The following is a 23,765-nucleotide window of genomic DNA, read 5'->3' on the forward strand; positions in this document are numbered from 1 at the left end:
TTACAGCGAGCGCGCGATTTCCTTGATCTCGAACACTTCGAGCACGTCGCCTTCGCGAATGTCGTTGTAGTTCTTGAGCTTGATACCGCACTCGAAGCCTTCCTTGACTTCCTTGACGTCGTCCTTCAGGCGCTTGAGCGATTCGATCTCGCCCGTGTAGATGACCACGTTCTCGCGCAGCAGGCGGAAATGCGCATTGCGCGTAACCTGGCCTTGCGTGATGTACGAGCCGGCCACGGTGCCGATCTTCGACGCCACGAACACGGTACGGATCTCGGCCATGCCGATGATCTCTTCCTTGCGCTCGGGAGCCAGCATGCCGGACATCGCTGCCTTCACCTCTTCGACGGCGTCGTAGATGATGTTGTAGTAGCGCAGGTCCACATCGTTGCTCTCGGCCGTCTTGCGCGCCTGGGCATCGGCCCGGACGTTGAAGCCGATGATGATGGCCTTGGAGGCCAGCGCCAGGTTCACGTCGGACTCGCTGATGCCGCCCACGCCCGAGTAGACCAGCTGCACGCGGATCTCTTCGGTGGAGAGCTTGAGCAGCGATGCGCCCAGTGCTTCCTGCGAGCCCTGCATGTCGGCCTTGACGATGATGGGCAGGGTCTGGACCTCGCCCGCACCCATTTCGGCGAACATGTTCTCGAGCTTGGCAGCCTGCTGGCGAGCCAGCTTGGTGTTGCGGAACTTGCCGGCGCGGTAGGTCGCGATTTCGCGGGCGCGGCGCTCGTCCTGCAGCACCATGAAGTCGTCGCCGGCCTGGGGCACGTCGGACAGACCCTGGATTTCCACCGGGATGGAGGGGCCAGCGGACTTGGTCTGCTTGCCGTCTTCGTCCAGCATGGCGCGCACGCGGCCGTAGGTCTGGCCTGCCAGCACCACGTCGCCCACCTTCAGCGTGCCGGACTGCACCAGCACCGTGGCCACGGGGCCGCGGCCCTTGTCCAGCTGCGCTTCGATGACCAGACCCTTGGCAGCGGCTTCCACGGGAGCGGTCAGCTCCAGCACTTCGGCCTGCAGCAGGACCTGCTCCAGCAGCTCGTCGATGCCCTGGCCGGTCTTGGACGACACGGCAATGAACGGGGACTCGCCGCCGTACTCTTCAGGCACCACCTGCTCGGCCACCAGGCCTTGCTTGACGCGGTCGAGGTTGGCATCGGGCTTGTCGGCCTTGGTGATGGCAACCACGATGGGCACACCCGCCGCCTTCGCGTGCTTGATGGCTTCCTTGGTCTGGGGCATCACGCCGTCGTCGGCAGCGCACACCAGGATGACGATGTCGGTGGCCTGGGCACCACGGGCACGCATGGCCGTGAAGGCCTCGTGGCCCGGGGTGTCCAGGAAGGTGACGATGCCGCGGGGCGTCGTCACATGGTAGGCACCGATGTGCTGGGTGATGCCGCCGGCTTCGCCCGACGCAACCTTGGTGCGGCGGATGTAGTCCAGCAGCGAGGTCTTGCCGTGGTCCACGTGGCCCATGACGGTGACCACGGGGGCGCGCGACTCCTGGGCAGCTTCCTGCTGGGACACTTCCTCGGCCGTGAAGGCTTCGGGATCGTCCAGCGCAGCGACCTTGGCGGTGTGGCCCATTTCCTCGACCACGATCATGGCCGTGTCCTGGTCCAGGGGCTGGTTGATGGTGACCATCTGGCCCATCTTCATCAACACCTTGATCAGCTCGGATGCCTTGACCGACATCTTGTGCGCCAGCTCGGCCACGGTGATGGTCTCGGGCACGTGCACTTCGATGGCACGGAATTCCGTTGCCGCGCTCTGGTGCTGTCCGTCATTGCGGTCATTGCCACGACGGCCGCCACGCGGGCCGCCGCGCCAGTTGGAACGGCCGCCCACGCCACCGGAGCTGTCGCCACGGGTCTTGATTTCCTTCTTCTTGCCATCGCCGGCCCAGCTCGAGGAGAGCTTGGCGGACTTGACTTCCTTGCCGGCGCCGGCAGGCGCGCGCGCACCGGCTCCGCCGGCGGTCGTGCCAGCGGGCTTGTGCAGCGTGGTCTTCTTGGCATCGGCGGCAGCAGGCGCTGCAGGCTTTGCCACGGGCTTGGGCTCTTCGGGCTTCTTGGCCACGAGCACCTTCTTGGGCGCGGCCATCATGGCGCGAATGGCTTCGGCTTCGGCCAGCGCCTTGCGGCGGCGGTCTTCCAGATCCTTGGCGCGTTCGGCTTCCTCGGCCGCACGGGCCTTGGACTCTTCCTCGGCCTTGGCGCGTGCCGCGAGCTGGGCTTCGGCGCGCGCTATCTGGCCGGCAGCCTGCTCGCGCGAGGCTTCCTGCTTAGCGCGGTTGGCCTCGACAATCTTTGCGGCTTCGGCAGCCGCATAGGCGGCTGCGCGCTCTTCGGCTTCGCGCTCGCGCTGTTGGACTAGCTCGCGCTCTTCGCGCTCACGGCGTTGCTGTGCCAATTCTTCCTCCTCCCGGCCGATCATTTCGGCCTGGCGACGTGCTTCCCCTTCGCGGCGCACCAATTCCTGAGATTCGCGCTCCGACGCCGCGCGCTGCTCCTGGGCAGCCGCAACGGCAGCGGGGTCGGAGGCGCCTTCGGCGGCCTCGTCGCGCTTGACGAAGGTGCGCTTCTTGCGCACTTCCACCTGGATGGTGCGGGCGCGGCCCGACGAATCGGCCTGCTTGATCTCGCTGGTGGACCGTTTGGTCAGCGTGATCTTCTTGGCGCCACTTCCGTGGCTGGCCTGCAGATGGCTGAGCAGTTGCTGCTTGTCGCCGTCGGTCAACGCATCCGATGCGTTGTCCTTGGCGACGCCTGCAGCCTTGAGCTGCTGCAGCAACGTGTCAGGGGTCTTGTTGAGCTCTTTTGCAAACTCGGCAACCGTATTACTGGACATAAATGCTCTGAACCTCCCTGACCTTACTCTTGCCCTTCGGTGAACCAGTGCTCACGCGCCTTCATGATCAAAGCCTTCGCTTCTTCCTCGGTCTGCCCGGTCAGCTCGGTCAACTCATCGATGGCCAGATCGGCCAGATCGTCGCGAGTGTGCACATTGGCCTCGGCCAGCTTGTCCACGATCTCCGGAGTCATTCCCTCGAGCGTCAGCAGATCCTGCGACACCTTGCCCACGTTTTCCTCGTGCGCGATTTCCTGCGTCAGCAGGGCATCCTTCGCACGGGTGCGCAGCTCGTTCACCGTCTCTTCGTCGAACGCCTCGATTTCGAGCATTTCCTGCAGCGGCACGTAGGCCACTTCTTCCAGGGTCTCGAAACCTTCCTCGATGAGGATGTTGGCGATTTCCTCGTCCACATCGAGCTTTTCCATGAACAGCTGGCGCGCAACGGCAGACTCGTCCGCCTGCTTTTGCGCAGACTCAGCCGCGTCCATGATGTTGATCTTCCAGCCGGTAAGCTCGGAAGCCAGGCGAACGTTCTGGCCGCCACGGCCGATGGCGATGGCGAGGTTTTCCTCGTCAACCACCACGTCCATGGCGTGCTTTTCCTCGTCCACAACGATGGACGACACATTGGCCGGAGCCAGCGCACCGATCACGAACTGTGCGGGGTCCTCGGACCACAGCACGATGTCCACGCGCTCGCCAGCCAATTCATTGGTGACGGCGTTGACGCGGGTGCCCCGCACGCCGACACAGGTGCCGATGGGATCGACACGCTTGTCATGGCTGAGCACGGCGATCTTGGCGCGGCTGCCGGCATCGCGAGCGCAGCTCTTGATCTCCAGCAGGCCCTGCTCGATCTCGGGCACTTCGTTGCGGAACAGCTCGACCATGAACTCCGGCGCCGAACGCGACAGGATGATGGGCGCGCCGCGCAGCGTGGCGTCCACTTCCATGATCATGGCCCGCACGCGGTCGCCGTTGCGCAGGTTTTCCTTGGGGATCATTTCGCTGCGGCGCAGGCGTCCTTCGACACGGCCGGCCTCGACGATGATGTCGCCCTTGTCCATGCGCTTGACCGTGCCCGTGAAGATCCGGTCGCCGCGCGACAGGAACTCGTTGAGCAGCATTTCGCGCTCGGCATCGCGGATCTTTTGCAGGATGACCTGCTTGGCCGCCATCGCACCGATGCGGCCGATGGGCACCGACTCGATCTCTTCCTCGATGTACTCGCCTTCGGAGATGCCGGGGACGCGGTCCTGTGCGTCCATCAGCATTTCTTCGGCATCGGGGTTTTGCAGGCCCGCATCATCGGGCACCACCAGCCAGCGGCGGAAGGTGTCGTAGTTACCGCTGTCGCGATCGATGGCCACGCGGATGTCCACTTCACCTTGGTACAGCTTCTTCGTGGCTTGGGCCAGGGCCGATTCCACTGCACCGAACACCAAATCGCGCTCCACGTTCTTTTCGCGCGAAATGGCTTCTACCAACATCAACAATTCGCGATTCATGCGACGACTCTCCTATTTCAATCACGCAGAAAGGGGATGGCAATGCCCTTCTGCCCCAATGATTCGACGTACCCTGCCCGCTCCGATCAGACCGGCTTGGCAGAACGCCCCTTGAAATCCACAAGGGGAGCCAGACGCGCCTCGCGCAGCTCCTCCAGCGTGAAACCCAGCGCCTGCAGGGGCGCGGGAACACGCTTCTTGCTGACCCTCTGGCCAGGCTTGACGGGTGGCTCGTCGCTCCAGACGATCTGCCAGCCACCACCTTCGGCACGCTCCAGCGTGCCGCGGAATTTCTTGCGATTGGCACTGACCTGCCCTTCAGCGGCAGCGCCGATGGGCTCCTTGAGGGTCAGGTCGATAACTTCCCCGACAAAGCGGATGAAGTCCTGCTCATGCCGCAGGGGGCGGTCGATGCCCGGGGAGGAGACCTCGAGGCGCGTGTAATCCGTGCCATCGACCTCCAGCGCGAACTGCAGCTGGCGCGTGATCTTCTCGCAGTCCTCGACTGTCACGAACTGCTCCGGCACCACCGGCTCGCCCTCCACCGGGGGCTGCCAAGGCAAATCAATTGTGACGCGCAACAGCCCGCCTGCCGAGCGTTCTATTTCCACCAGGTCATAGCCCAGACCTGTCACGGTTTGTTCAACGATTTGCTGTAGTGCCACGTGTAATTAAATTCAATCCTGCAAACACAAAAGACCCGGAACGCCCCTGAAACCTTGGCAGCAGCCATGTCCCAACAGCGCCGAGCCCCATGGCAATCCCTAAGGTCGCCCGAAGATCGCCCAAAAAAAAGGGCGGTTGGTACCCGCCCGTTTGGTCGTGAATATGCCATTGTATCCGCAAACGACCTTCAGGCCAAGTTCGCGCCGTACAAATACAGGCGCTGGCAGGCACTGCGCAAGGCAGCCCAGGCCAGGGCGGACACCCCTCCGCCGGATGCTCAGGCGCCCACGCGCTCAAGCGCCTGCGCCGACTGAAGCCGCCGCAAAAGGGCCTGCGCTTCGGCGGGGTCGGCCGGGGCCGCGCCAGGGTCCTGGGCCAATGACTGCAGCATGCGCGCCACAACGCCCGGCTGGGGCAGCACCGGCCCCAGAAAGCGCGCGCGCTCGCCGTCAGCGATCAGCACAGAGGGAAAGGTTTCGATGTCCAGGTCCCCGGCCACATCCTCGCGGTCCTCGACATCAAGCCAGACGAAGTGCATCTGCGGGAACTGGGTGGCCAGCTCCGCAAACGCGCTCCGGTACTGGTTACAAACGCCGCACCATTGCGCACACAGGCAAACCACCCACCAGGGGCTGGCTGCCGCGCTGTCGTCCGGCAGCTTGCCGGCCATTGAATCCATGGAAAACCTCTCAGAAACCACGCCCTTCCCGGGCGCGATAAACCTCCATGGTACCGATTTCCGCCGCCTTGTTGCCCCAGGCATTGCGCACATAGCTGGCCACGGCGGCCACCTGTGCGTCAGACAGCACATGGCCAAAGGGCGGCATGCCATGCGGCTGCGGCTGTTGCCGCGTGGACGGGGGATAGCCACCGTCCAGCAGCACCAGCAGCAGGTTGCGCGGCTCGGCCATGGTCACGGAGGCATTGCCGGCCAGCGCAGGAAACGCGCCCGGTGTTCCCTGGCCCTGCGCACCATGGCAGACCGCGCACTGCCGTTCGTACACGGCCCGCCCCAAGGCCATCTGCCCAGGCTGCACAGCCTTGATGGCGCCGTGCCCGTCTGTGCCGGCAGATGGGGCAGCAGCGCCCTGCTCCTGCAGATAGGAAGCCAGCGCCTGCAGATCCTTTGGCTGCCAGTGCTGGGTGCTGCGCGCCACGACTTCGGCCATGGGGCCCAGTGCCGAGCCTGAAGGGCCGGACCCCGTCTGCAGCAACTGCACCCAGGCGGATTCCTGGCCGGCACGCACACCCGCCTCGCCGGGATCGAGCAGCGAAGGCGCATACCAGGACTGCCCTGCCACAAAGCCGCCGGACATGGCCTGGCCGGAGGCACCCAGGCCATTGCGCGGCGCATGGCAGGCCGCGCAATGGCCCAGCCCCTGGGCAAGATAGGCGCCGCGATTCCAGGCCGGGGCCTTCCCTGGCTGGTCCTGCCAATCCTTCGGCGAGAAGAACAGCGCCCGCCAGACGGCCAGCGACCCCTGCCAGCCATAGGGAAAGTCCAGCGCATGCGGCGGCGTCTGCGCGCGCACGGCGGGCAGGCTTTGCAGATAGGCGAACAAGGCGTCCGAATCGGCGCGCGTCACGCGGGTGTAGCTGTCATACGGGAAGGCCGGATACAGCAGGCGCCCACCACGCGAGCGCCCGTTGTGCAGCGCACGCCAGAAGTCCTGCGCCGACCACAGCCCCAAGCCCGTCTCCTTGTCGGAGGTGAGATTGCTGGTGTACAGCGTGCCGAACGCGGTGGGCAAGCCCCGCCCGCCCGCATATTCGGCACCGCCCGCCGCCGTGTGGCAGCCAGCGCAGTTGCCTACCCGCGCAAGGTAGGCGCCGCGCTCGACCAGGGCGGCCTGTGTTTCGGTCGATCCTGACCAGCCGCCGTGGCCATAGGCATGAACCCCCTGCTCCCCCCGCAGGTTGAGCCAGACCAGCAGCAGCCCCACCAGGACCAGGGCCAGGACCACAAGAGCCAGCAGGGGCCACCGCCCGCGTACGCTCGCGCTGGCCGGATTTTCCACTTGGACACTCATGGCCTGCCCTCCTGACCGCCCACAGCGGCCACCGCACCGCAGCGCAGCGGCAAGGAGCGCGCCAAGGCCTCGTGCCCTCCCGGCGTCGCCGATGCAGGCCGCGACGACAGCCATGCCGTGACGGCCACGACTTCCTGCGGCGTCAGCGCCTTGGCCACCTGGTCCATGCAATCGGGAGCGGCCGCCTGGCGCTGGCCCGAGCGCCAGGCGCCTATCTGGCTGTTGAGATAGTCGCGTGACAGGCCCAGCAGACCCGGGATATCGTCGCCCGCGCCCATGAGCCGCTGGCCATGGCAGGCAGCACAGGCGGGCAGGCCCCGCTGCGCGTCGCCCTGCAGCACCAGCTGCTCGCCACGCGCGAGGTCGGCGGGCGGCAGCTGCGCCGGCACGGGCGGCGCATAGGGCAGCTCAAGGCTTGCGAAATGCACGGCGATCTGGCGCAGATAGTCGTCCGACATGAATTCGATCAGCCGGTTCATTGCCGGATAGCTGCGGCGCCCCTGCTGGAAATTCTTGAGCTGGCGGTAAAGATAGCCCGCAGGCTTGCCCGCAATGCGAGGAAAGTAGCCGCTGGGTGTGGCCCGTCCCTCGGGACCATGGCAGGCCGTGCAGGCCAGCGCCCTGGACGCCATGGAGCCCACATCGGGCAGAGGCGCACTGACCACGGCGGGGGGCAGGTCCGCCATCGGCACGCCCGGTGCCGGCTGGGCGGACTGCGCCATCACGCCGCATGCACAGGCCGCCAGCCATGCGCCCAGCAAGCTCCTTGCCCCCTTGACGCCTGAAAGCCCTGTCCCGTACCGCCATCGCCTGCCATGTGCCATGTCCGACGCCTCCTGTTGCGTCCTGCCGACGCGCGAATGTAGTAAACCCGTCACAAGATGCCAGTCCAGCAGGAAAAGGCCCATCGGTTGAGACCCTGCCATGACCGGGCTATGCTGGCTTCTGGCTTGTCCAGAACATCGCCCGCAAGGGCTGGAGGACGGAAATTCATGGAATACAAGGACTACTACCGCATCCTGGCCGTGGACCGGCAGGCCAGTGCTGACGAGATCAAGAAGGCCTACCGCAAGCTGGCGCGCAAGTACCACCCGGACATCAGCAAGGAAGCGGATGCCTCGCAACGCATGGCCGAGATCAATGAAGCCAACGCCGTGCTGTCCGATCCCGAAAAGCGTGCGGCCTACGACGCGCTGGCCGATGCGCCCCGCCGCAGCGCAGGCGCCGGCGGATTCCAGCCGCCCCCGGACTGGGAAGGTCAGGACTTCCACTTTCGCAGCGGCGATGGCGCCATGCCGGACGGCGATGCGGATTTCAGCGAATTCTTCTCGCAGATGTTCGGCCAGGGCGCCCGCGCGCGCCATGCGGGCGGCGGGCAGCACCGACCTCCACCCGACCTGCGGGGGCAGGACCAGCACGCCAGCATCGAGCTGGACCTGCTGGACAGCTACCACGGCGCCCAGCGCAGCCTGCACCTGCGCAGCACGGTGCTGGATGAGGACGGGCGGCCGGTGGCGCGGGACAAGGAATTGCAGGTCAGCATTCCCAAGGGGGTGCGCGAAGGCCAGATGATCCGTCTGGCCGGCCAGGGGGGCCCGGGCCTGGGCAACGGTCCGGCAGGCGATCTGCTGCTGGAAGTGCACCTGCGCCACGACCCGCGCTGGTGGGCCGAGGGCAAGGATGTCTACCAGCCCGTGTCCCTGGCTCCCTGGGAAGCCGCACTGGGCGGCCCGGTCCGCGTGGCCACCATTGCCGGTGAATTCGAGGTCAGCGTGCCCGCGGGCAGCCGCGCTGGCCGCAAGCTGCGCATCAAGGGCAAGGGCTTGCCAGCCGCCACGCCGGGCGACCTGTACCTGGTGCTGGGCATCGCCCTGCCCGAGCCCAAGACCGACGCCCAGCGCCAGGCCTATGCAGCACTGGCCCAGGCCTTTCCTTCGTTCGATGCCCGCCAGCACGCAGCGGGCCAAGGAGCCACGCGATGAGCACGCCGCTGTATCCCTTCTACGAGCCCGCAGAACTGCTGGGCGAAGGCGCTCTGGACCTGCAGGATCTCGCCCGCCACTGCCAGCGCAACACCGCCTGGGTGGTGGAGCGCGTGCAGACCGGGGTGCTGTACTGCGAGAACGAGCCGGCCGGCGACGCGGCCGACGCACAGGCACAGTGGCGCTTCAGCAGCCACATGCTGGTGCGTGCGCGCCGCATAGCCCATCTGGAGCACAGCTTCGATGCCGACCCTCAACTGGCCGCGCTGACCGTGGACCTGATCGAGGAAGTGCAGATGCTGCGCCGCAAGCTCCAGGCACTGCAGCACTGAGCGCATTCGCCCCAAAAGCAAAAGCCCTCTTTCGAGGGCTTTTGCTTTCAGAACGCGGCCGCGGCAGGCACGCACGCAGCCCGCCGTGCTCAGCGGTGACGCTTGCCGGGGTTCTTCTTGGTATGGGTGTGGGCGCCACGGGCGCGGCTCACGCGCTGGCCACGGCCGGGCGTCGGCAGGGTGACGCCGTTGGGCAGGGGAGGCTGGGGAGTGAACTTGCGGTCGGCTTCGGTAACGATCTTGTTGCCCATGGCATTTCCTTCTTCAAAAAAATGAGAACGCGCAATTAGGCCATAGACCTGCAGGCCCGCGCATAAAAAAACACATGGCCTGCTCCGGCATAGGGAAAGTTCCTGCGTTGCGCAGCCCGCACAGCCGCAGTTCCGGCAGCGCCGGCCTACACCGCGGCCCGGCGTTCTGTCCTAAAGTAGGAGCACGCTGCCAAGCGCACATGATGCCCCTGGCATGCGCTCTGCCTGAACACGGAGTTCCGCACGATGTCACCCCGCCAACCACGCACAGAAGTCACCACCCCGTCCACACCCCGCCCTGCCTGGGTTCGGCCCGCGGCAGGCCTGGCTGGGCTTGCCGTCGGGGCCGCTGCAGCCGCCTTGCTTTGGAAGGGCCTGCGCAACCCGCCCATTCCTGCCACAGTGGAGCCCGTACGCGGCTGGGACATCCAGCGCTACATGGGCCGCTGGTACGAGGTGGCCCGCATAGACCACCGCTTCGAAAAAGGCCTGGAGCGCACCCAGGCCGAATACACGCCGCTTCCCGATGGAAGCGTGCATGTGCTGAACCGGGGCTACGACGCAGGCCGCCGGCGCTGGAAGTCCGCTGAAGGCAAGGCCCGCACGGTGCATGGCCCCGGCGTTGCGGCGCTCAAGGTCTCGTTCTTCGGACCGTTCTACGGCGGCTACAACGTGGTGGCCCTGGATGCCGACTACCGCTGGGCCATGGTAGTCGGCTCGGACCTGCGCTATTTCTGGATTCTTTCGCGCACCCCTGAACTGCCCGATGGCGTGGCAGCGCGCCTGCTGGCCCAGGCCCGGCTGCTGGGCGTGCCCGTGGACAAGGTTCAGTGGATTCTTCAGGACGGGGTCAATCCCACAGGCAGCTGGTAGCGGCCCGGCGGCAGGCCGGCGAACTCAGAACCCTTCGGGCATGCCGTCACCCGAAAAGCCAGCAGCCTCCACCAGCCGCTGGGTATAGGACTCACGCGGCGCGCCCAGCACCTGGGCCACGGGGCCGGATTCGACGATGGCACCATCCTTCATCACCACCACGTCATGGGCCATGGCGCGGATCACGTCCACATCGTGCGTGATGAGCAGATAGGCCAGGCCACGTTTGCGCTGCAGCCGCTGCAGCAGGCCCAGCACCTGCTGCTGAATGGTCACATCCAGCGCACTGGTGGGCTCGTCAAGCACCAGCACTTCAGGCTCCAGCACCAGGGCACGCGCAATGGCGATACGCTGGCGCTGGCCCCCGGAGAACTCATGCGGATAGCGATCGAGCAGACCGGGGAACTGCTCATCCGTCAGCCCGACGGCAGACAGCATGTCCACGACGCGGTCACGGCGCTGCCGCCCCGTGAGCGCCGGGGCGTGCACGCGCAGGCCCTCGCCAACGATCTGCTCCAGCGTCAGCCGTGGCGACAGCGATGAATACGGGTCCTGGAACACCACTTGCACCTTGCGCCGCAGCGCAAGATTGGCCGGCGAGTTGCGCGTGGCCGGCTGCCTCCAGGCCTGGCCAGCGATGCGCAGCTGGCCTTCATGCGGCAGCAGGCCCAGCACGGCCTGGGCCAGCGTGGACTTGCCCGAGCCCGACTCCCCGACCACACCCACGGTGCGCCCGGGCATCAGGTCCAGGTCGGCGGACTGCACGGCAACAAAACGCCCCTGGCCAAACCAGCCGCGCACGCCCGTCAACGGCACCGGGTAGCTGACCTTGAGGCCCTGCGCATGGACCAGCGGCTCGGGAGCCGCCCCCGGTGTACCGGCCTGCGCCTCGACCAGATCGCGGCGCGGCACACTGGCCAGCAGCTTGCGCGTGTAGGCATGGCGCGGAGCTGCCATGACCGCCGGCACCTCGCCCTGCTCCACCAGCTGCCCGCGCTCCATCACCGCCACGCGATCGGCAAAGCGCCGCACCAGGTGCAGGTCGTGGGTGATCATCAGCACGGCCATGCCGGTCTGGCGTTGCAGGTCATCGAGCAATTGCAGGATCTGTCCGCGCAGCGTGACGTCGAGCGCCGTGGTCGGCTCATCGGCCAGCAGCAGGCGCGGGCTGCTGGCCAGTGCCATGGCGATCATGGCGCGCTGACGCTGGCCGCCGCTGAGCTGATGCGGAAAGGCGCGGGCACGGCGCACGGGCTCGGCAATGCCCGTGGTCGCCAGCAGTTCGGCCGCCTGGGCCAGGGACTGCGCCCGCGTCAGCCCCTGCTTGAGGCGCAGCACCTCGCCTACCTGTTCGCCCACGGTCATCAGCGGATTGAGCGCCGTCATGGGCTCCTGGAAGATCATGGCCACGTCGCCGCCGCGCACGGCCCGCATCTCGCGCTCGGGCAGGCGCAGGAGGTCGCGGCCGTCGAAAAGCGCCTGCCCGCCCAGCTGGGCGTCACCGGCCAGCCGCAGCAGGGACAGCGCCGTGATGGTCTTGCCCGAACCGGACTCACCCACCAGCGCCAGCTTCTCACCGGCCGCCAGATCGAAGCTCACGCCGTGCACCACGTCCTTGCTGCCAAAGCGCACGCGCAGGTTGCGCACAGACAGCAGCGTCCGGCCGCGACCGGGGGCGGAAGGCATGTCCATTGCCGGCTGCTCTGCGTTCATGCGGCGTCCTTCGCATCAACGGCCGGGGCTGCATCGGTGGCAGCGGCCTTGCGCGGGTCCAGGGCATCGCGCAGCGCATCGCCCATGAAGGTCAGCAGCAGCAGCGTCACCACCAGCACCGCAAAGGTGGACAGCGAGATCCACCAGGCATCGATGCTGTTCTTGCCCTGGCTCAGCAGCTCGCCCAGGCTGGGCGTATCGGGCGGAACGCCCAGGCCCAGGAAATCAAGCGAAGTCAGCGCCAGGATGGCTGCACTCATGCGAAACGGCAAAAAGGTGACCACGGGCGTCATGCTGTTGGGCAGCAGATGGCGCCAGATCAGCGCGCCATTGCCCACGCCCAGCGCACGCGCCGACTTCACGTAGTCGAGCTGGCGGTTGCGCAGGAATTCGGCCCGCACATAGTCCGACAGCCCCATCCAGCCGAACAGCGACAGCAGCACCAGCAGCAGCGAGACGCTGGGCGCCAGCACCGCGCTGAAGATGATCAGCAGATACAGCTCGGGCATGGAGCCCCAGATCTCGATGAAGCGCTGAAACGCCAGATCGGTCCTGCCGCCGAAAAAGCCCTGGATGGCCCCCGTCACCACGCCCAGCACCACGCCGGAGGCCGTCAGCGCCAGCGCAAACAGCACGCTCACGCGAAAGCCGTAGATCAGTTGCGCCAGCAGATCGCGCCCGCGATCATCCGTGCCCAGCAGGTTCTCGCGCGAGGGCGGCGCCGGATTGGGCAAGCTCGCAAAGTAGTTGAGCGCCTGAGGCCCGTAGGGATTGAGCGTGTACAGCGCCCAGTTGCCACCCTGGCTCAGGCGATCCCGGATGTAGGGATCCAGATAGTCGGCCGCCGTCTCGAAGTCGCCGCCGAAGGTCTTCTCGGAATAATCGTTCCACAGCGGCCAGTAGGTCTGGCCTTCGTAGCGCACCACCAGGGGCCGGTCGTTGCTGATCAGCTCGGCGCCCAGGCTCAGCACCACCATCACGCAAAAAGCGACCAGGCTCCAATATCCCAGCCGATTGCGCCTGAACCGCAGCCAGGCCCGCCGCGCCGGCGAAACCGCCGCCGCCGCCAGCGGTGCAGGCGCCCCAGCCCCTGGCAGCCCCGTTCCAGAAACCACAACGGATTGCATTTCAGTGTCCATGTCGCTCCAGGAAACGAAGCCCGGCGCCACGCGCCGCCCGTCCGCCCTCCGCGATACAGGGCGCCGTGCATACCGGGCAAGCCGCGAAGCGGCTCGGAAGGTACCTAGTCAAACCGTACACGCGGATCCACCCACACATAACAAAGATCGCTGACCAGCTTGGTCACCAGGCCGATCAGCGTGAACAGGTACAGCGTGCCCAGCACCACGGGATAGTCGCGCCGTATCACGCTGTCATAGCTGAGCAGGCCCAGGCCGTCCAGCGAGAACAGCGTTTCTATCAGCAGCGAGCCCGTGAAGAAGGCACCGATGAAGGCGGCCGGAAAGCCGGTGACGATGGGAATCAGCGCATTGCGCAGCACATGCCGATAAAGCACCTGCCGCTCCGACAGGCCCTTGGCGCGGGCTGTCAGCACATATTGCTTGCGGATCTCTTCCAGAAAGGCATTCTTGGTGAGCATGGCGGTGATGGCGAAGCTGCCCGCCACCATGGCCGTGACCGGCAGCGCGATATGCCATAGATAGTCCACGATGCGCGCGCCCCAGGACAGCTCATCCCAGTTGGCCGAGGTCAGCCCGCGCAGCGGAAACCATTGCAGCTGCCCGCCGAAGATCACCAGCAGCGCCACGCCCAGCACAAAGCCCGGAATCGCATAGCCCACCAGGATCAGCAGCGTGGTGAAGAAGTCGAAACGCGAGCCGGCACGCACGGCCTTGGCAATGCCCAGGGGCACGGCCACGAGGTAGCTGATGAAAAAGGTCCACAGGCCCAGGCTGGCCGAGACCGGCAGCTTCTCCTTGATCAGCTGCCAGACATCCTTGTTCTGAAAGAAACTGCGCCCCAGATCGAACCGCGCGAACTGCCCGAGCATCTGGAAGAAGCGCTCATGGGCCGGCTTGTCAAACCCGTAGAGGGCCTTGATCTGCTCTATGCGCTGGGGGTCCACCCCCTGGTTGCCACGGTAGGCCAGGCCACCGCCTTCGCCGCCACGGCCCACGCTGGCCTTGGCTTCGGCAAGGTACTGCTCCACCGGGCCACCGGGCACGAACTGCACGACCACGAAGGTCAGCAGCAGCACGCCCAGCAGGGTCGGCACCATCAGCAGCAAGCGTTTGAGTATGTAGGCCCACATAAGAAGTCCTGCATTATGTCGATTGCCGGGGGGCACCCCGGCCCGGGAGCGTGCCCATCATGCAACGGATCGCAACGATGCGGCGGCAGCGCCCGCTCATGGAGGCGGCGCGGTCAGCACCGGCATGCGGGCCCACCAGGTATCCATGGCCCAGCTCTCGCCCTTCGCGTACGCGGGAACCACGGCGGGCCGCACCAGCCGCCAGGAGTCGTAGACCATGCGGTGCGTTCCCGCGCTCCACTGCGGAATCAGGTAGTGTCCATGCGCGATGACACGCTCCAGTGCGTGGCACGCGGGCAACAGCTGCGCCTCGGTCTTGGCCTCGGTCATGCGCCGGATCAAGGCATCGACGGCGGGATTCTTGACTCCGGGAAAATTGCCCGAGCCGTCCGTGTCCGCCGCCCGACTGCCGAACAGGTCGGCGAATTCCTGGCCCGGGTTGTTCGTGCCCTGGTAGGCAATGGAGATGATGTCGTAGTCGAACTTCTCCACGCGCTGCTGGTACAGCGCGAAGTCCGCCGAACGAAAGCGCAGCCGTATGCCCAGCTTTTCCAGATTGCGTATCCAGGGCGAGACCTGGCGTATGCCCGACTCGCTGCTGTCCAGGTACTCCAGCTCCATGGCCTGGCCCCGCGCATTGCGCAGCACGCCATCCTGAATGGTCCAGCCGGCATCGGCCAGCAATTGCCGCGCCTGGCGCAGGTTGGCACGCAGCGAGTTGTTGCCATCGGTGCGCGGCGGCTCGGCCATGGGGCCGAAAGCCTCCGGCGGAATGCTCTTGCGCAGGGGCTCCATGAGCGCCAGCTCCTCTGGCGAGGGCTCGCCATGGGTCTCGCAGGCCGTGTTGCCGAACAGCCCGCGCACGCGCTGGTAGGAGCCGTAGAACATCTGCCGGTTCATCCATTCGTAGTCCAGGGCCAGGTCCAGCGCACGGCGAACGCGCACGTCCTGCAGCAAAGGGCGCCGGGTGTTGAGCACATAGCTCTGGAACCCCGAGGGCAGCTTGTTGCTGAATTCGCCCTTGACCAGCTCGCCCCGGTCGAAGCGCTTGCCGTACAGGCGCCGCGCCCAGTCGCCGGCGCTGTAAAAACGCATCAGGTCGAACTCGCCGGCCTTCAGCGCTTCCAGCTTCGCCGTGTTGTCGCGGTAGATCTTGACGGAGATGCGGTCGAAATTGGCCGTGCCCACGCGCGCGGGCAGATCGCGCCCCCAGTAGTCCGGGTCGCGCACATAGGTGATGTCCTTGCCGAAGCGCACAGGTCCTATCCTGTAGGGCCCACTGCCGATGGGCGTATCCGTCACCACCTGGTCGAAGGGCTTGGGCTTGCCGTTTTCCATGCCCCAGTCGCGGCTGAAGACGGGAATGGCGCCCACAACCAGCGGCAGTTCCCGGTTCGGCTGCTTGAAGCGAAAGCGCACCGTGCGTTCATCCAGCACGTCGACCCCCGCCACATCGAAGAACAGCGATCGGTAGCCAGGCAATGCGTGCGGCCCCACCAGCGTGTCATAGCTGAACTTGACATCGGCAGCCAGCACGGGCTTGCCGTTGTGAAAGCGCGCTTGCGGCCGCAGCCGGAACGTGGCCGACAGGCCGTCGGGGGCAGCCTGCACATCCTCTGCCAGCAGTCCGTAGCCCGTGGCGGTCTCGTCCAGCGAGGGCCACAGCAGGGTGTCGAACATCAGTTCGGCCAGATAGGCCGGAGACGATCCCTTGATGGTGAACGGGTTGTACTTGTCAAAGGTGGAGATGCGCAGGTTGCTCACCAGGCGCAGTTCGCCGCCCTTGGGGGCCTTGGCGTTGACATAGTCGAAATGGCTGAAGCCCTCGGCATAGCGGGGCTCTCCCCACAGGGCATAGGCATGCGAGCCCCACGCCGGCACACACGCCGAGGCCAGCAGCAGCGAAGAAATCATCCAATGGCGCATGCGACAATTCTGCACCACGCAGCCAGCCGCCCGCTGGCAAACGCTGACGCGGGGCCCCGCCTTCGCCGCCAGCTGCTGCGCACTTCCACTCACTTCCTCTGGAGAACAACAATGGGCTTTCTCGCCGGTAAAAAACTGCTGATCACGGGCGTTCTGTCCAACCGCTCCATCGCCTACGGCATCGCCAAGGCCTGCCACGCACAGGGCGCGGAGCTGGCGTTCAGCTATGTAGGCGAGCGCTTCAAGGACCGCATCACCGAATTCGCTGCAGAATTCGACTCCAAGCTGATCTTTGACTGCGACGTGGCCGACGACGCCCAGATCGACAAGCTGTTCGCCGACCTGGGCGCCACCTGGGGCAAGTTCGACGGCTTCGTGCACAGCATCGGCTTCGCGCCGCGCGAGGCCATCGCCGGCAACTTCCTGGAAGGCCTGTCGCGCGAGGGCTTCAAGATCGCGCACGACATCAGCGCCTACAGCTTCCCCGCGATGGCCAAGGCGGCCCTGCCTTACCTCAATGACAAGTCCTCGCTGCTGACGCTGTCGTACCTGGGCGCGCTGCGCTCCATCCCCAACTACAACACCATGGGCCTGGCCAAGGCATCGCTGGAAGCCTCGGTGCGCTACCTGGCCGAGGCCGTGGGCCGCACGGCAGACGGCCGCGCCATCCGCGCCAACGGCATCTCGGCCGGCCCCATCAAGACGCTGGCCGCATCGGGCATCAAGGACTTCGGCAAGCTGCTGGGCCGCGTGGCCGATGCATCGCCGCTGCGCCGCAACGTGACCATCGAGGATGTGGGCAATGTGGCCGCCTTCCTGCTGTCGGACCTCGCCTCGGGCGTGACGGCCGAGATCACCTACGTGGACGGCGGCTTCAGCCAGACTGCAGGCCTGTCGGCCGACCAGGTCTAAGCGGCCACCGCCGCCCGACCGGCCCCGCAGGCATTGCCGCCTGCGGGGTTTTTTTTCGCCCGGAACCCACGACTGCGGGTCCTGCCTGCACGCGCAAGGAAATACACATCGGCTTGACTGAGGTCATTTTTGTTTTGAATGAGAATGATTCTCATGAATAATACAATTCTCAGATCAATATCAAGGAATCTCTGAAACCCTCGGAGCCAGCAGAGATGCAAGCAACCCCTGACCTCAGCCTGCCCTCTCCCGTTCCAGCCCCCATCGATGCTGCACTGCAGGCCTCGTCCCGGGTCTTCGACATCGCGGCAACGGCCCTGCCCTCGCGGCTGGCGCACTGACTGCAGGTCTCGCCCCCCCACACGCCTTACGACGCACCGATTTCCCCCGTAGTCCCTGAAAGAAACCACATGAGCAACTACACCCTGCCTCCCCTGAACTACGCCTACGACGCGCTGGAGCCCCATATCGATGCGCAGACCATGGAGATCCACTACACCAAGCACCATCAGGCCTATGTGAACAACCTGAATGCCGCACTCAAGGACACGCCGCACGGCAGCCAGCCCGTGGAGCAGCTGATCGCCGACCTGTCCCTGCTGCCCGAAGGCGTGCGCGGCGCCGTGCGCAACAACGGCGGCGGCCATGCCAACCACAGCCTGTTCTGGACCGTGATGGCCCCGGCAGACCAGGGTGGCGGAGGCGCCCCCTCGGGCGAGCTGGGCCAGGCCATCGACAGGGAGCTGGGGGGCTTCGATGCCTTCAAAGCCGCCTTCACCCAGGCCGCGCTCACGCGCTTTGGCAGCGGCTGGGCGTGGCTCGTGGTGGGCAAGGACGGCAAGCTGGCCGTGGAAAGCAGCGGCAACCAGGACAGCCCGCTGATGGCCGGCATCGGCTCCGGAGCCACCCCCATCCTGGGCCTGGACGTGTGGGAACACGCCTACTACCTCAAGTACCAGAATCGCCGCCCCGAATACATCGCGGCGTTCTACAACGTAGTCAGCTGGGCCGAAGTGGCCCGCCGCTACACCGCAGCCCGCGGCTGATCGGCCAAGCCTGCCCGCCAACGCCCCAACCCATTCCCGACCAGCATGGATCTGCCACAACGCTTCCGCTCCAAGACCAGCGTACGGTCCAACATCCGCCTGTGGATCGGCCTGGCCATCATGATGGCCGGCGCCTGGGCGCTCACCAGCCAGTTCTGGGCCTATGCCCAGAACCATCCGGTGGTCTTCCAGGCCCTGGCCGGCGGCTCGGCAGCCGCGCTGGCGACAGCCCTTGGCACCGTGCCCGTGATGCTGTCCCAGCGCCTGTCCGAGCGCACGCAGGACACCTTGTTCGGCTTTGGCGCCGGCGTCATGCTGGCGGCCTGCGCCTTCTCGCTGATCCTGCCGGGGCTGGAGGCGGTGCGTACGCAGGGCCTGTTTGGGGGCGGGGGCTGGGCGGCAGGCGCTGTCATCGGCACGGCAATCCTGCTGGGCGGCGCGGCGCTCATGCTCATGGACCGGCTGCTGCCGCACGAGCACTTCATCAAGGGCCGCGAAGGCCTGGACCCGCAAGGCGCGCGCAAGCTGCAGCGCACCTGGCTGTTCGTCTTTGCCATTGCCCTGCACAACCTGCCCGAAGGCCTGGCCATCGGCGTGGGCTATGCGGGCAACGACGGACTGCGCGCAAATGCGCTGGCCACAGGCATTGCCATCCAGGATGTGCCCGAGGGCCTGGTGGTCGCCGTGGCCCTGCTGGCTGCGGGCTACAAGCGCAGCTTTGCTGTGGCGCTGGGCATGGCATCGGGCCTGGTGGAGCCGCTGGGCGCCGTGCTGGGCGCAGTCATCGTCAGCGGCTCGGCCGCGCTGCTTCCCTGGGGCCTGGGCTTTGCGGCAGGCGCCATGCTCTTCGTGATCAGCCACGAGATCATTCCCGAGTCGCACCGCAAGGGCCACGAGGCCTTTGCCACGGGCGGCCTCATGCTGGGCTTTGTGCTGATGATGGTGCTGGACACGGCGCTGGGCTGAGTCCGCGCACCGCGCACGCCTGGCTCAGGGCAGCAAGAGCCCCAGCTCCCGCGCCGCCGCCAGCACATGGCGGGCGTGGCGCTCCTCGTAGCGGTGGGCTGGCATGGTCAGTGTCAGTGCCGCTGCCAACTCTCCATCGCGCTTGAAGACCGGGGCAGAAATCCCGGCGATCTCCCGGTGCCTGTCTCCCACCATGGCGCAGTAGCCATCGGCGCGCACGCGGGCCAACTGCGTGCGGCTGCCGCCGCGCGATGCGGCGTACAGCTCGGCATCGAACGCGGACAGCACCCGCCCGCCCGCGCCCTGCCCCAGCGGCAGCAGATCGCCGGTGCGCGCATGGTCGCGCACGGGATGGGGCGAATCCACGCGGTACAGGCACAGCCGGTCCTGCCCCTGGCGCACGTGGTAGGCCGCACTTTCGCCCGTGGCCTGCACCAGGGTACGCAGCACGGGCATGACCACGCTGTCCAGCGAGAAATGCCGGGCATACACGGTGTTCAGCCGTGCCACGGCCGGGCCCACGGCATAGCGGCCATCATCCAGGCGCAACACCCAGCCGCCATGTTCGAGCGAAGCCAGCAGCCGCAGCACGGTGCTCTTGTACAGGCGCGTGCGTTCCGACAGCTGGGCCAGCGTCAGCCCGTCATCTCCGTCGCGAAAGGCGGCCAGCAGGCTCAAGGCCCGGTCCACCGCAGCCACGCCGCCCGGCGCGGCGTTCTCGTCGGCTACCGATTCCGTCACTGATTTGCGAGGCATATCGAAGGCACCCAAGGGAAAACCCCAGGCACGCAGGCTTGACGATGGCGCGTGCAGCAGGGAATATTTCAATAGAGAGAATCAAGTTCTATCTATTAGAACGACTCAAGCGACCGATGTCAACAGGCGAATCCTGCGGTCATCGCCACCCACCACCGGATGTCCCTGCCCATGTCCTCCCACCGTTTTGACGTACTCATCAGCGAAGTCGGCCCGCGCGATGGCCTGCAGTCCGTGGCCTCCACCATGTCCACAGCGCACAAGCTGGCGTGGATCGACGCCCTGGCCCATTCGGGCCTGCAGGAGATCGAGGTCGGCTCCTTCGTCTCGCCCAAGCTGCTGCCCCAGATGGCCGACGCGGCCGAGGTGGTCGCCCACGCCATCACGCTGCCCGGCGTCACCGTGATGGCCCTGGTCCCCAATCTGCGCGGTGCCGAGGCTGCGCTGCGCGCCGGCGTCCACAAGGTCACGCTGCCCGTATCGGCCAGCCCCGCGCATTCCATGGCCAATGTGCGCAAGACCCCCATGCAGATGGTGGACGAGGTGCGGGCCATTGCCGCGCTGCGCGACGAGATCGCACCGCATGCCCTGATCGAGGCGGGCATCTCCACGGCCTTCGGCTGCACGCTGCAGGGCCTGGTGCCCGAGGACGAAGTGATTGCACTGGCCCTGGCCTGCGTGGCAGCCGGCGCCGATGAATCGGGCCTGTCCGACACCACGGGCATGGCCAACCCGGCCCAGGTGCGGCGCCTGTTCACACGGCTGCGGGCCGAGCTGGGCGAACAGGCAGGCGCGGCCCACATGCACAATACGCGCGGCCTGGGCCTGGCCAACTGCCTGGCCGCCTACGAGGCTGGCGCGCGCACCTTCGATGCCTCGCTGGCCGGCCTGGGTGGCTGCCCGTACGCGCCGGGCGCCTCGGGCAACGTGGTCACCGAAGACCTGGTCTTCATGTTCGAGGCCATGGGCATCCGCACCGGCGTGGACATCGATCGCCTGATCGCCGCCCGCCAGCCGCTGGCCGCAGGCCTGCCCGGCGAGGAGCTGCACGGCATGACGCCGCTGGCCGGACTGCCCAAGGGCTTTGCGCCCCACCCCTACGCACCGGCCTGAGCCGCGGCGACAACCCATTCATTCATTCACCGTTTCCCATGAGCCAACCCACCTCCCCCGACACGGCCGCAGGCCAGGCCACGCCACTGCCCTACGCAGGCATCCGCGTGGTCGAGTTCACCCACATGGTCATGGGTCCGTCCTGCGGCATGATGCTGGCCGACCTGGGCGCCGAAGTCATCAAGGTCGAGCCCGTGGGCCACGGCCGCGACGGCGATGCCACGCGCAAGCTGCTGGGTTCGGGCTCGGGCTTTTTCCCGCTGTTCAACCGCAACAAGAAGAGCGTGACGCTGGACCTGCAGACCGAGGAAGGCAAGCAGGCCGCGCTGCGCCTGATCGCCACGGCCGACGTGGTCTGCGAGAACTTCAAGCCCGGCACCATGCGCAAGCTGGGGCTGGACTACGACAGCCTCAAGGACCGCTTCGAGCGCCTCATCTACGTGAGCCACAAGGGCTTTCTGCCCGGCCCCTACGAGCACCGCACGGCGCTGGACGAGGTGGTGCAGATGATGGGCGGCCTGGCCTACATGACGGGCCGCCCCGGCGACCCGCTGCGCGCCGGTGCCAGCGTCAACGACATCATGGGCGGCATGTTCGGCGCCATGGGCGCGATGGCTGCCCTGGCCCAGCGCGAGAAGACCGGGCGCGGCCAGGAAGTGCAAAGCGCGCTGTTCGAGAACAACATCTTCCTGGTCGCCCAGCACATGATGCAGTTCGCCGTCACCGGCAAGCCGGCCGCGCCCATGCCGGCACGCATCTCGGCCTGGGCCATCTACGACGTGTTCGAGGTCCAGGGCGGCGAGCAGATCTTCCTGGCCGTGGTCAGCGACGGCGCCTGGCGCCTGTTCTGCGATGCCTTCGGCCTGGGCGAGCTGCGCGACGATCCGCGCCTTGGCAGCAACAACGACCGCGTGCTGGCGCGCAGCTGGCTGATGCCGCTGCTGCGCGAGAAGATGGCCCCGCACAGCGCCGCCCACATTGCCGAGGTCTTCGAGAAGAACGGCCTGCCCTTCGCCCCCATCGTACGCCCGCAGGACCTGCTGCAAGACCCGCACCTGAACGCCACGGGCGCGCTGGCCCCCATCACCCTGCCCGATGGCCGCGAGACCAAGACCGTGCTGCTGCCCTTCACGCTGGACGGCAAGCGCCTGGACGTGCGCCTGTCGCCCCCGCGCCTGGGCGAGCACAGCCTGGAGATCCTCACCGCACTGGGCTACAGCAGCGAGCAGGCCCTGGCCCTGGCCCGGGGCGAGGCCACCGACAGCCACGCCAAGGCCTCCCATTGATGCCAGGCTGAGCCACTGAAGCCGCCGCCGTCCACCCGACGCGCGGCGCCCCTGCAACCTTGCACCCCATCCACCCCACACCGGACGACGCTTGCCGCGCGCCCGGCGGGGAGGCCTTTTCCCAAAAATTCCCGGAGACAACACCATGCCCGCCATCCACCGCAACCCGGCCGCCCAAAACCGGACACAGACACTGACCCAGGCCCGCCCTTGTTCCGCCCCGCGCCGCCAGTTGCTGCTGTGCGCCCTGCCCGCATTGGCTGCCGCCCTGCTCCCGCTGGCGGCCCAGGCCCAGCCCGGCAACTGGCCCTCGCGCGCCGTGCGCATGGTCGTGCCCTACACGCCGGGCGGCGGCACGGACGCGGTCGCGCGCCAGATCAGCGAGCGCGTGGGCACGCTGAACCAATGGACCGTGGTGGTGGACAACAAGCCCGGCGCGGGCGGCAACATCGGGCTGGATGCGGTGGCCAAGTCCGCGCCGGATGGCTATACCTTCGGCATGGGCCAGACCGCCAACCTCGCCATCAACCCCGCCCTGCTGCCCAGCATGCCCTTCAACCCCCGCACCGACCTGATCCCCGTGGCCCTGGTCGCCGCCCAGCCCACGGTGCTGGTCGTGCCGCAGGACTCGCCATGGAAATCGGTGCAGGACCTGGTCAAGGCCGCCAAGGCCGACCCGGGCGGCATCCGCCAGGGACTGGCATCGACGGGCACGGTGGGCCACCTGGCCGGCGAGATGCTGGCCTTCAAGGCCGGCATCCAGGTGCTCAACGTGCCCTACAAGGGCGCAGCGCCGGCCGTGACCGACCTGCTGGGCAAGCAGACGCACTACATGTTCGGCACGCCCCAGGCCGTCTATCCGCTGCTCAAGGGCGGCAAGCTGCGCGCCCTGGCAGTGACCTCGGCCAGGCGCCTGCCCATCCTGCCCGAGGTGCCCACCGTGGCCGAGTCGGGCTATGCAGGCTTCGAGGCCGTGGACTGGAAGCTGATCGTCGCGCCCAAGGGCACGCCGGCCGCCGTCGTGCAGAAGATGAATACCGCCGTGAACGCGGCCCTGCAGCAGCCCGCCGTGCAGCAGCAACTGCAGGCCGAGGGCAGCACGGCCCTGGGCGGCAGCATGCAGGACGCGGCCCGGTACCTGCTCAAGGAGCAGACGGACTGGGCCGCGCTGATCCGCGATGCCAGGATCCGCCTGGAGTGAGCGGCAAACAGCGGGCAAGAAAAAAGGCGCGGCGCCCCTTGCGGGCACCGCGCCTTTTTGACGGGCCGTCGTC

At 66.9% G+C, this 23,765-nt stretch carries 22 protein-coding genes; 10 read left to right on the top strand and 12 right to left on the bottom strand.

Annotation, left to right across the window (positions count from 1 at the left end):
- The 6 genes from infB to G4D77_RS03825 all read right to left on the bottom strand — a co-directional run bounded on the left by infB (nucleotide 1) and on the right by G4D77_RS03825 (nucleotide 7,887).
- Nucleotides 1–2,856, bottom strand: a complete 2,856-nt coding sequence (gene infB, locus G4D77_RS03800; protein WP_016448884.1) for a translation initiation factor IF-2 — start codon at nucleotides 2,854–2,856, stop codon at nucleotides 1–3.
- A 23-nt stretch (nucleotides 2,857–2,879) separates the two neighbouring features.
- On the bottom strand, nucleotides 2,880–4,367 hold the full coding sequence (gene nusA / locus G4D77_RS03805) for a transcription termination factor NusA (RefSeq protein WP_016448885.1): 1,488 nt from the start codon (nucleotides 4,365–4,367) through the stop codon (nucleotides 2,880–2,882).
- Between the two features lie 86 nt (nucleotides 4,368–4,453).
- On the bottom strand, nucleotides 4,454–5,032 hold the full coding sequence (gene rimP, locus G4D77_RS03810) for a ribosome maturation factor RimP (RefSeq protein WP_026062108.1): 579 nt from the start codon (nucleotides 5,030–5,032) through the stop codon (nucleotides 4,454–4,456).
- Between the two features lie 278 nt (nucleotides 5,033–5,310).
- Nucleotides 5,311–5,712, bottom strand: a complete 402-nt coding sequence (locus G4D77_RS03815; RefSeq protein WP_016452383.1) for a thioredoxin family protein — start codon at nucleotides 5,710–5,712, stop codon at nucleotides 5,311–5,313.
- A 10-nt stretch (nucleotides 5,713–5,722) separates the two neighbouring features.
- On the bottom strand, nucleotides 5,723–7,063 hold the full coding sequence (locus tag G4D77_RS03820; protein WP_154834651.1) for a c-type cytochrome: 1,341 nt from the start codon (nucleotides 7,061–7,063) through the stop codon (nucleotides 5,723–5,725).
- Nucleotides 7,060–7,887 (bottom strand): c-type cytochrome, encoded by an 828-nt coding sequence (locus tag G4D77_RS03825; RefSeq protein ID WP_154834652.1) that lies wholly within the window; start codon nucleotides 7,885–7,887, stop codon nucleotides 7,060–7,062. The genes G4D77_RS03820 and G4D77_RS03825 overlap by 4 nt, the downstream gene beginning before the upstream one ends.
- Nucleotides 7,888–8,055: 168 nt before the next feature.
- Here G4D77_RS03825 and G4D77_RS03830 point away from each other — a divergent pair, with 168 nt between their 5' ends.
- The gene (locus G4D77_RS03830) at nucleotides 8,056–9,045 is read left to right on the top strand and encodes a DnaJ C-terminal domain-containing protein (protein ID WP_154834653.1); all 990 of its coding nucleotides are present in this window, start codon (nucleotides 8,056–8,058) and stop codon (nucleotides 9,043–9,045) included.
- Nucleotides 9,042–9,377: a chaperone modulator CbpM gene (locus tag G4D77_RS03835; RefSeq protein WP_154834654.1), complete on the top strand. Its 336-nt coding sequence runs from the start codon at nucleotides 9,042–9,044 to the stop codon at nucleotides 9,375–9,377. The genes G4D77_RS03830 and G4D77_RS03835 overlap by 4 nt, the downstream gene beginning before the upstream one ends.
- An 89-nt stretch (nucleotides 9,378–9,466) precedes the next feature.
- Here G4D77_RS03835 and G4D77_RS03840 read toward each other — a convergent pair whose 3' ends face one another.
- Complete coding sequence (locus tag G4D77_RS03840) at nucleotides 9,467–9,628, bottom strand: hypothetical protein (RefSeq protein WP_012204826.1); 162 nt, start codon at nucleotides 9,626–9,628, stop codon at nucleotides 9,467–9,469.
- 246 nt (nucleotides 9,629–9,874) lie between these two features.
- Between G4D77_RS03840 and G4D77_RS03845 the strand changes: the two genes are divergently transcribed.
- Nucleotides 9,875–10,501 carry a lipocalin family protein gene (locus tag G4D77_RS03845; protein ID WP_016448892.1) on the top strand — a complete coding sequence of 209 codons (627 nt, stop codon included), beginning with the start codon at nucleotides 9,875–9,877 and terminating at the stop codon, nucleotides 10,499–10,501.
- 24 nt (nucleotides 10,502–10,525) lie between these two features.
- Here the strand turns inward: G4D77_RS03845 and G4D77_RS03850 are convergent, their stop codons facing one another.
- From G4D77_RS03850 to G4D77_RS03865, 4 genes are all read right to left on the bottom strand, one after another.
- Complete coding sequence (locus tag G4D77_RS03850) at nucleotides 10,526–12,214, bottom strand: ABC transporter ATP-binding protein (RefSeq protein WP_154834655.1); 1,689 nt, start codon at nucleotides 12,212–12,214, stop codon at nucleotides 10,526–10,528.
- Complete coding sequence (locus G4D77_RS03855) at nucleotides 12,211–13,353, bottom strand: ABC transporter permease (RefSeq protein WP_074924285.1); 1,143 nt, start codon at nucleotides 13,351–13,353, stop codon at nucleotides 12,211–12,213. The genes G4D77_RS03850 and G4D77_RS03855 overlap by 4 nt, the downstream gene beginning before the upstream one ends.
- A 104-nt stretch (nucleotides 13,354–13,457) precedes the next feature.
- Nucleotides 13,458–14,486, bottom strand: coding sequence for a microcin C ABC transporter permease YejB (locus G4D77_RS03860; protein WP_016448895.1), 1,029 nt, complete (start codon nucleotides 14,484–14,486; stop codon nucleotides 13,458–13,460).
- A gap of 96 nt (nucleotides 14,487–14,582) precedes the next feature.
- Nucleotides 14,583–16,412 carry an extracellular solute-binding protein gene (locus G4D77_RS03865; RefSeq protein WP_034348785.1) on the bottom strand — a complete coding sequence of 610 codons (1,830 nt, stop codon included), beginning with the start codon at nucleotides 16,410–16,412 and terminating at the stop codon, nucleotides 14,583–14,585.
- Between the two features lie 111 nt (nucleotides 16,413–16,523).
- Here G4D77_RS03865 and fabI point away from each other — a divergent pair, with 111 nt between their 5' ends.
- The 4 genes from fabI to G4D77_RS03880 all read left to right on the top strand — a co-directional run bounded on the left by fabI (nucleotide 16,524) and on the right by G4D77_RS03880 (nucleotide 19,336).
- Nucleotides 16,524–17,324 (top strand): enoyl-ACP reductase FabI, encoded by an 801-nt coding sequence (gene fabI, locus G4D77_RS03870; protein ID WP_016448897.1) that lies wholly within the window; start codon nucleotides 16,524–16,526, stop codon nucleotides 17,322–17,324.
- Between the two features lie 215 nt (nucleotides 17,325–17,539).
- Entirely contained in the window at nucleotides 17,540–17,665 is a 126-nt protein-coding gene (locus G4D77_RS30975; protein ID WP_016448898.1) for a hypothetical protein, read from the top strand.
- Between the two features lie 69 nt (nucleotides 17,666–17,734).
- Complete coding sequence (locus tag G4D77_RS03875) at nucleotides 17,735–18,370, top strand: superoxide dismutase (protein WP_213757901.1); 636 nt, start codon at nucleotides 17,735–17,737, stop codon at nucleotides 18,368–18,370.
- A 45-nt stretch (nucleotides 18,371–18,415) separates the two neighbouring features.
- On the top strand, nucleotides 18,416–19,336 hold the full coding sequence (locus G4D77_RS03880) for a ZIP family metal transporter (RefSeq protein ID WP_016448900.1): 921 nt from the start codon (nucleotides 18,416–18,418) through the stop codon (nucleotides 19,334–19,336).
- Nucleotides 19,337–19,360: 24 nt separating this feature from the next.
- On the opposite strand, the gene G4D77_RS03885 is transcribed toward G4D77_RS03880, so the two are convergent.
- Nucleotides 19,361–20,092, bottom strand: a complete 732-nt coding sequence (locus G4D77_RS03885) for an IclR family transcriptional regulator (RefSeq protein WP_034364346.1) — start codon at nucleotides 20,090–20,092, stop codon at nucleotides 19,361–19,363.
- Nucleotides 20,093–20,251: 159 nt separating this feature from the next.
- On the opposite strand from G4D77_RS03885, the gene G4D77_RS03890 reads away from it, so the two are divergent.
- The 3 genes from G4D77_RS03890 (at nucleotide 20,252) to G4D77_RS03900 (ending at nucleotide 23,692) form a co-directional block, all read left to right on the top strand.
- On the top strand, nucleotides 20,252–21,205 hold the full coding sequence (locus tag G4D77_RS03890; protein WP_046240375.1) for a hydroxymethylglutaryl-CoA lyase: 954 nt from the start codon (nucleotides 20,252–20,254) through the stop codon (nucleotides 21,203–21,205).
- 38 nt (nucleotides 21,206–21,243) lie between these two features.
- The gene (locus G4D77_RS03895; RefSeq protein WP_154834656.1) at nucleotides 21,244–22,491 is read left to right on the top strand and encodes a CaiB/BaiF CoA transferase family protein; all 1,248 of its coding nucleotides are present in this window, start codon (nucleotides 21,244–21,246) and stop codon (nucleotides 22,489–22,491) included.
- A gap of 145 nt (nucleotides 22,492–22,636) precedes the next feature.
- Entirely contained in the window at nucleotides 22,637–23,692 is a 1,056-nt protein-coding gene (locus G4D77_RS03900) for a Bug family tripartite tricarboxylate transporter substrate binding protein (protein WP_017403993.1), read from the top strand.
- Nucleotides 23,693–23,765 lie beyond the last annotated feature (73 nt).

The sequence above is a fragment of the Delftia sp. WY8 genome, from assembly GCF_018437695.1.
In the GTDB taxonomy this organism is placed as follows: Bacteria; Pseudomonadota; Gammaproteobacteria; order Burkholderiales; family Burkholderiaceae_C; genus Comamonas; species Comamonas tsuruhatensis.

Excerpts from the sequence above, each read along its gene's own strand:
- infB (WP_016448884.1), bottom strand. The coding sequence starts at position 2,856 with ATGTCCAGTAATACGGTTGCCGAGTTTGCAAAAGAGCTCAACAAGACC.
- nusA (WP_016448885.1), bottom strand. The coding sequence starts at position 4,367 with ATGAATCGCGAATTGTTGATGTTGGTAGAAGCCATTTCGCGCGAAAAG.
- G4D77_RS03815 (WP_016452383.1), bottom strand. The coding sequence starts at position 5,712 with ATGGATTCAATGGCCGGCAAGCTGCCGGACGACAGCGCGGCAGCCAGC.
- G4D77_RS03820 (WP_154834651.1), bottom strand. The coding sequence starts at position 7,063 with ATGAGTGTCCAAGTGGAAAATCCGGCCAGCGCGAGCGTACGCGGGCGG.
- G4D77_RS03825 (WP_154834652.1), bottom strand. The coding sequence starts at position 7,887 with ATGGCACATGGCAGGCGATGGCGGTACGGGACAGGGCTTTCAGGCGTC.
- G4D77_RS03830 (WP_154834653.1), top strand. The coding sequence starts at position 8,056 with ATGGAATACAAGGACTACTACCGCATCCTGGCCGTGGACCGGCAGGCC.
- G4D77_RS03835 (WP_154834654.1), top strand. The coding sequence starts at position 9,042 with ATGAGCACGCCGCTGTATCCCTTCTACGAGCCCGCAGAACTGCTGGGC.
- G4D77_RS03840 (WP_012204826.1), bottom strand. The coding sequence starts at position 9,628 with ATGGGCAACAAGATCGTTACCGAAGCCGACCGCAAGTTCACTCCCCAG.
- G4D77_RS03845 (WP_016448892.1), top strand. The coding sequence starts at position 9,875 with ATGTCACCCCGCCAACCACGCACAGAAGTCACCACCCCGTCCACACCC.
- G4D77_RS03850 (WP_154834655.1), bottom strand. The coding sequence starts at position 12,214 with ATGAACGCAGAGCAGCCGGCAATGGACATGCCTTCCGCCCCCGGTCGC.
- G4D77_RS03855 (WP_074924285.1), bottom strand. The coding sequence starts at position 13,353 with ATGGACACTGAAATGCAATCCGTTGTGGTTTCTGGAACGGGGCTGCCA.
- G4D77_RS03860 (WP_016448895.1), bottom strand. The coding sequence starts at position 14,486 with ATGTGGGCCTACATACTCAAACGCTTGCTGCTGATGGTGCCGACCCTG.
- G4D77_RS03865 (WP_034348785.1), bottom strand. The coding sequence starts at position 16,412 with ATGCGCCATTGGATGATTTCTTCGCTGCTGCTGGCCTCGGCGTGTGTG.
- fabI (WP_016448897.1), top strand. The coding sequence starts at position 16,524 with ATGGGCTTTCTCGCCGGTAAAAAACTGCTGATCACGGGCGTTCTGTCC.
- G4D77_RS30975 (WP_016448898.1), top strand. The coding sequence starts at position 17,540 with ATGCAAGCAACCCCTGACCTCAGCCTGCCCTCTCCCGTTCCAGCCCCC.
- G4D77_RS03875 (WP_213757901.1), top strand. The coding sequence starts at position 17,735 with ATGAGCAACTACACCCTGCCTCCCCTGAACTACGCCTACGACGCGCTG.
- G4D77_RS03880 (WP_016448900.1), top strand. The coding sequence starts at position 18,416 with ATGGATCTGCCACAACGCTTCCGCTCCAAGACCAGCGTACGGTCCAAC.
- G4D77_RS03885 (WP_034364346.1), bottom strand. The coding sequence starts at position 20,092 with ATGCCTCGCAAATCAGTGACGGAATCGGTAGCCGACGAGAACGCCGCG.
- G4D77_RS03890 (WP_046240375.1), top strand. The coding sequence starts at position 20,252 with ATGTCCCTGCCCATGTCCTCCCACCGTTTTGACGTACTCATCAGCGAA.
- G4D77_RS03895 (WP_154834656.1), top strand. The coding sequence starts at position 21,244 with ATGAGCCAACCCACCTCCCCCGACACGGCCGCAGGCCAGGCCACGCCA.
- G4D77_RS03900 (WP_017403993.1), top strand. The coding sequence starts at position 22,637 with ATGCCCGCCATCCACCGCAACCCGGCCGCCCAAAACCGGACACAGACA.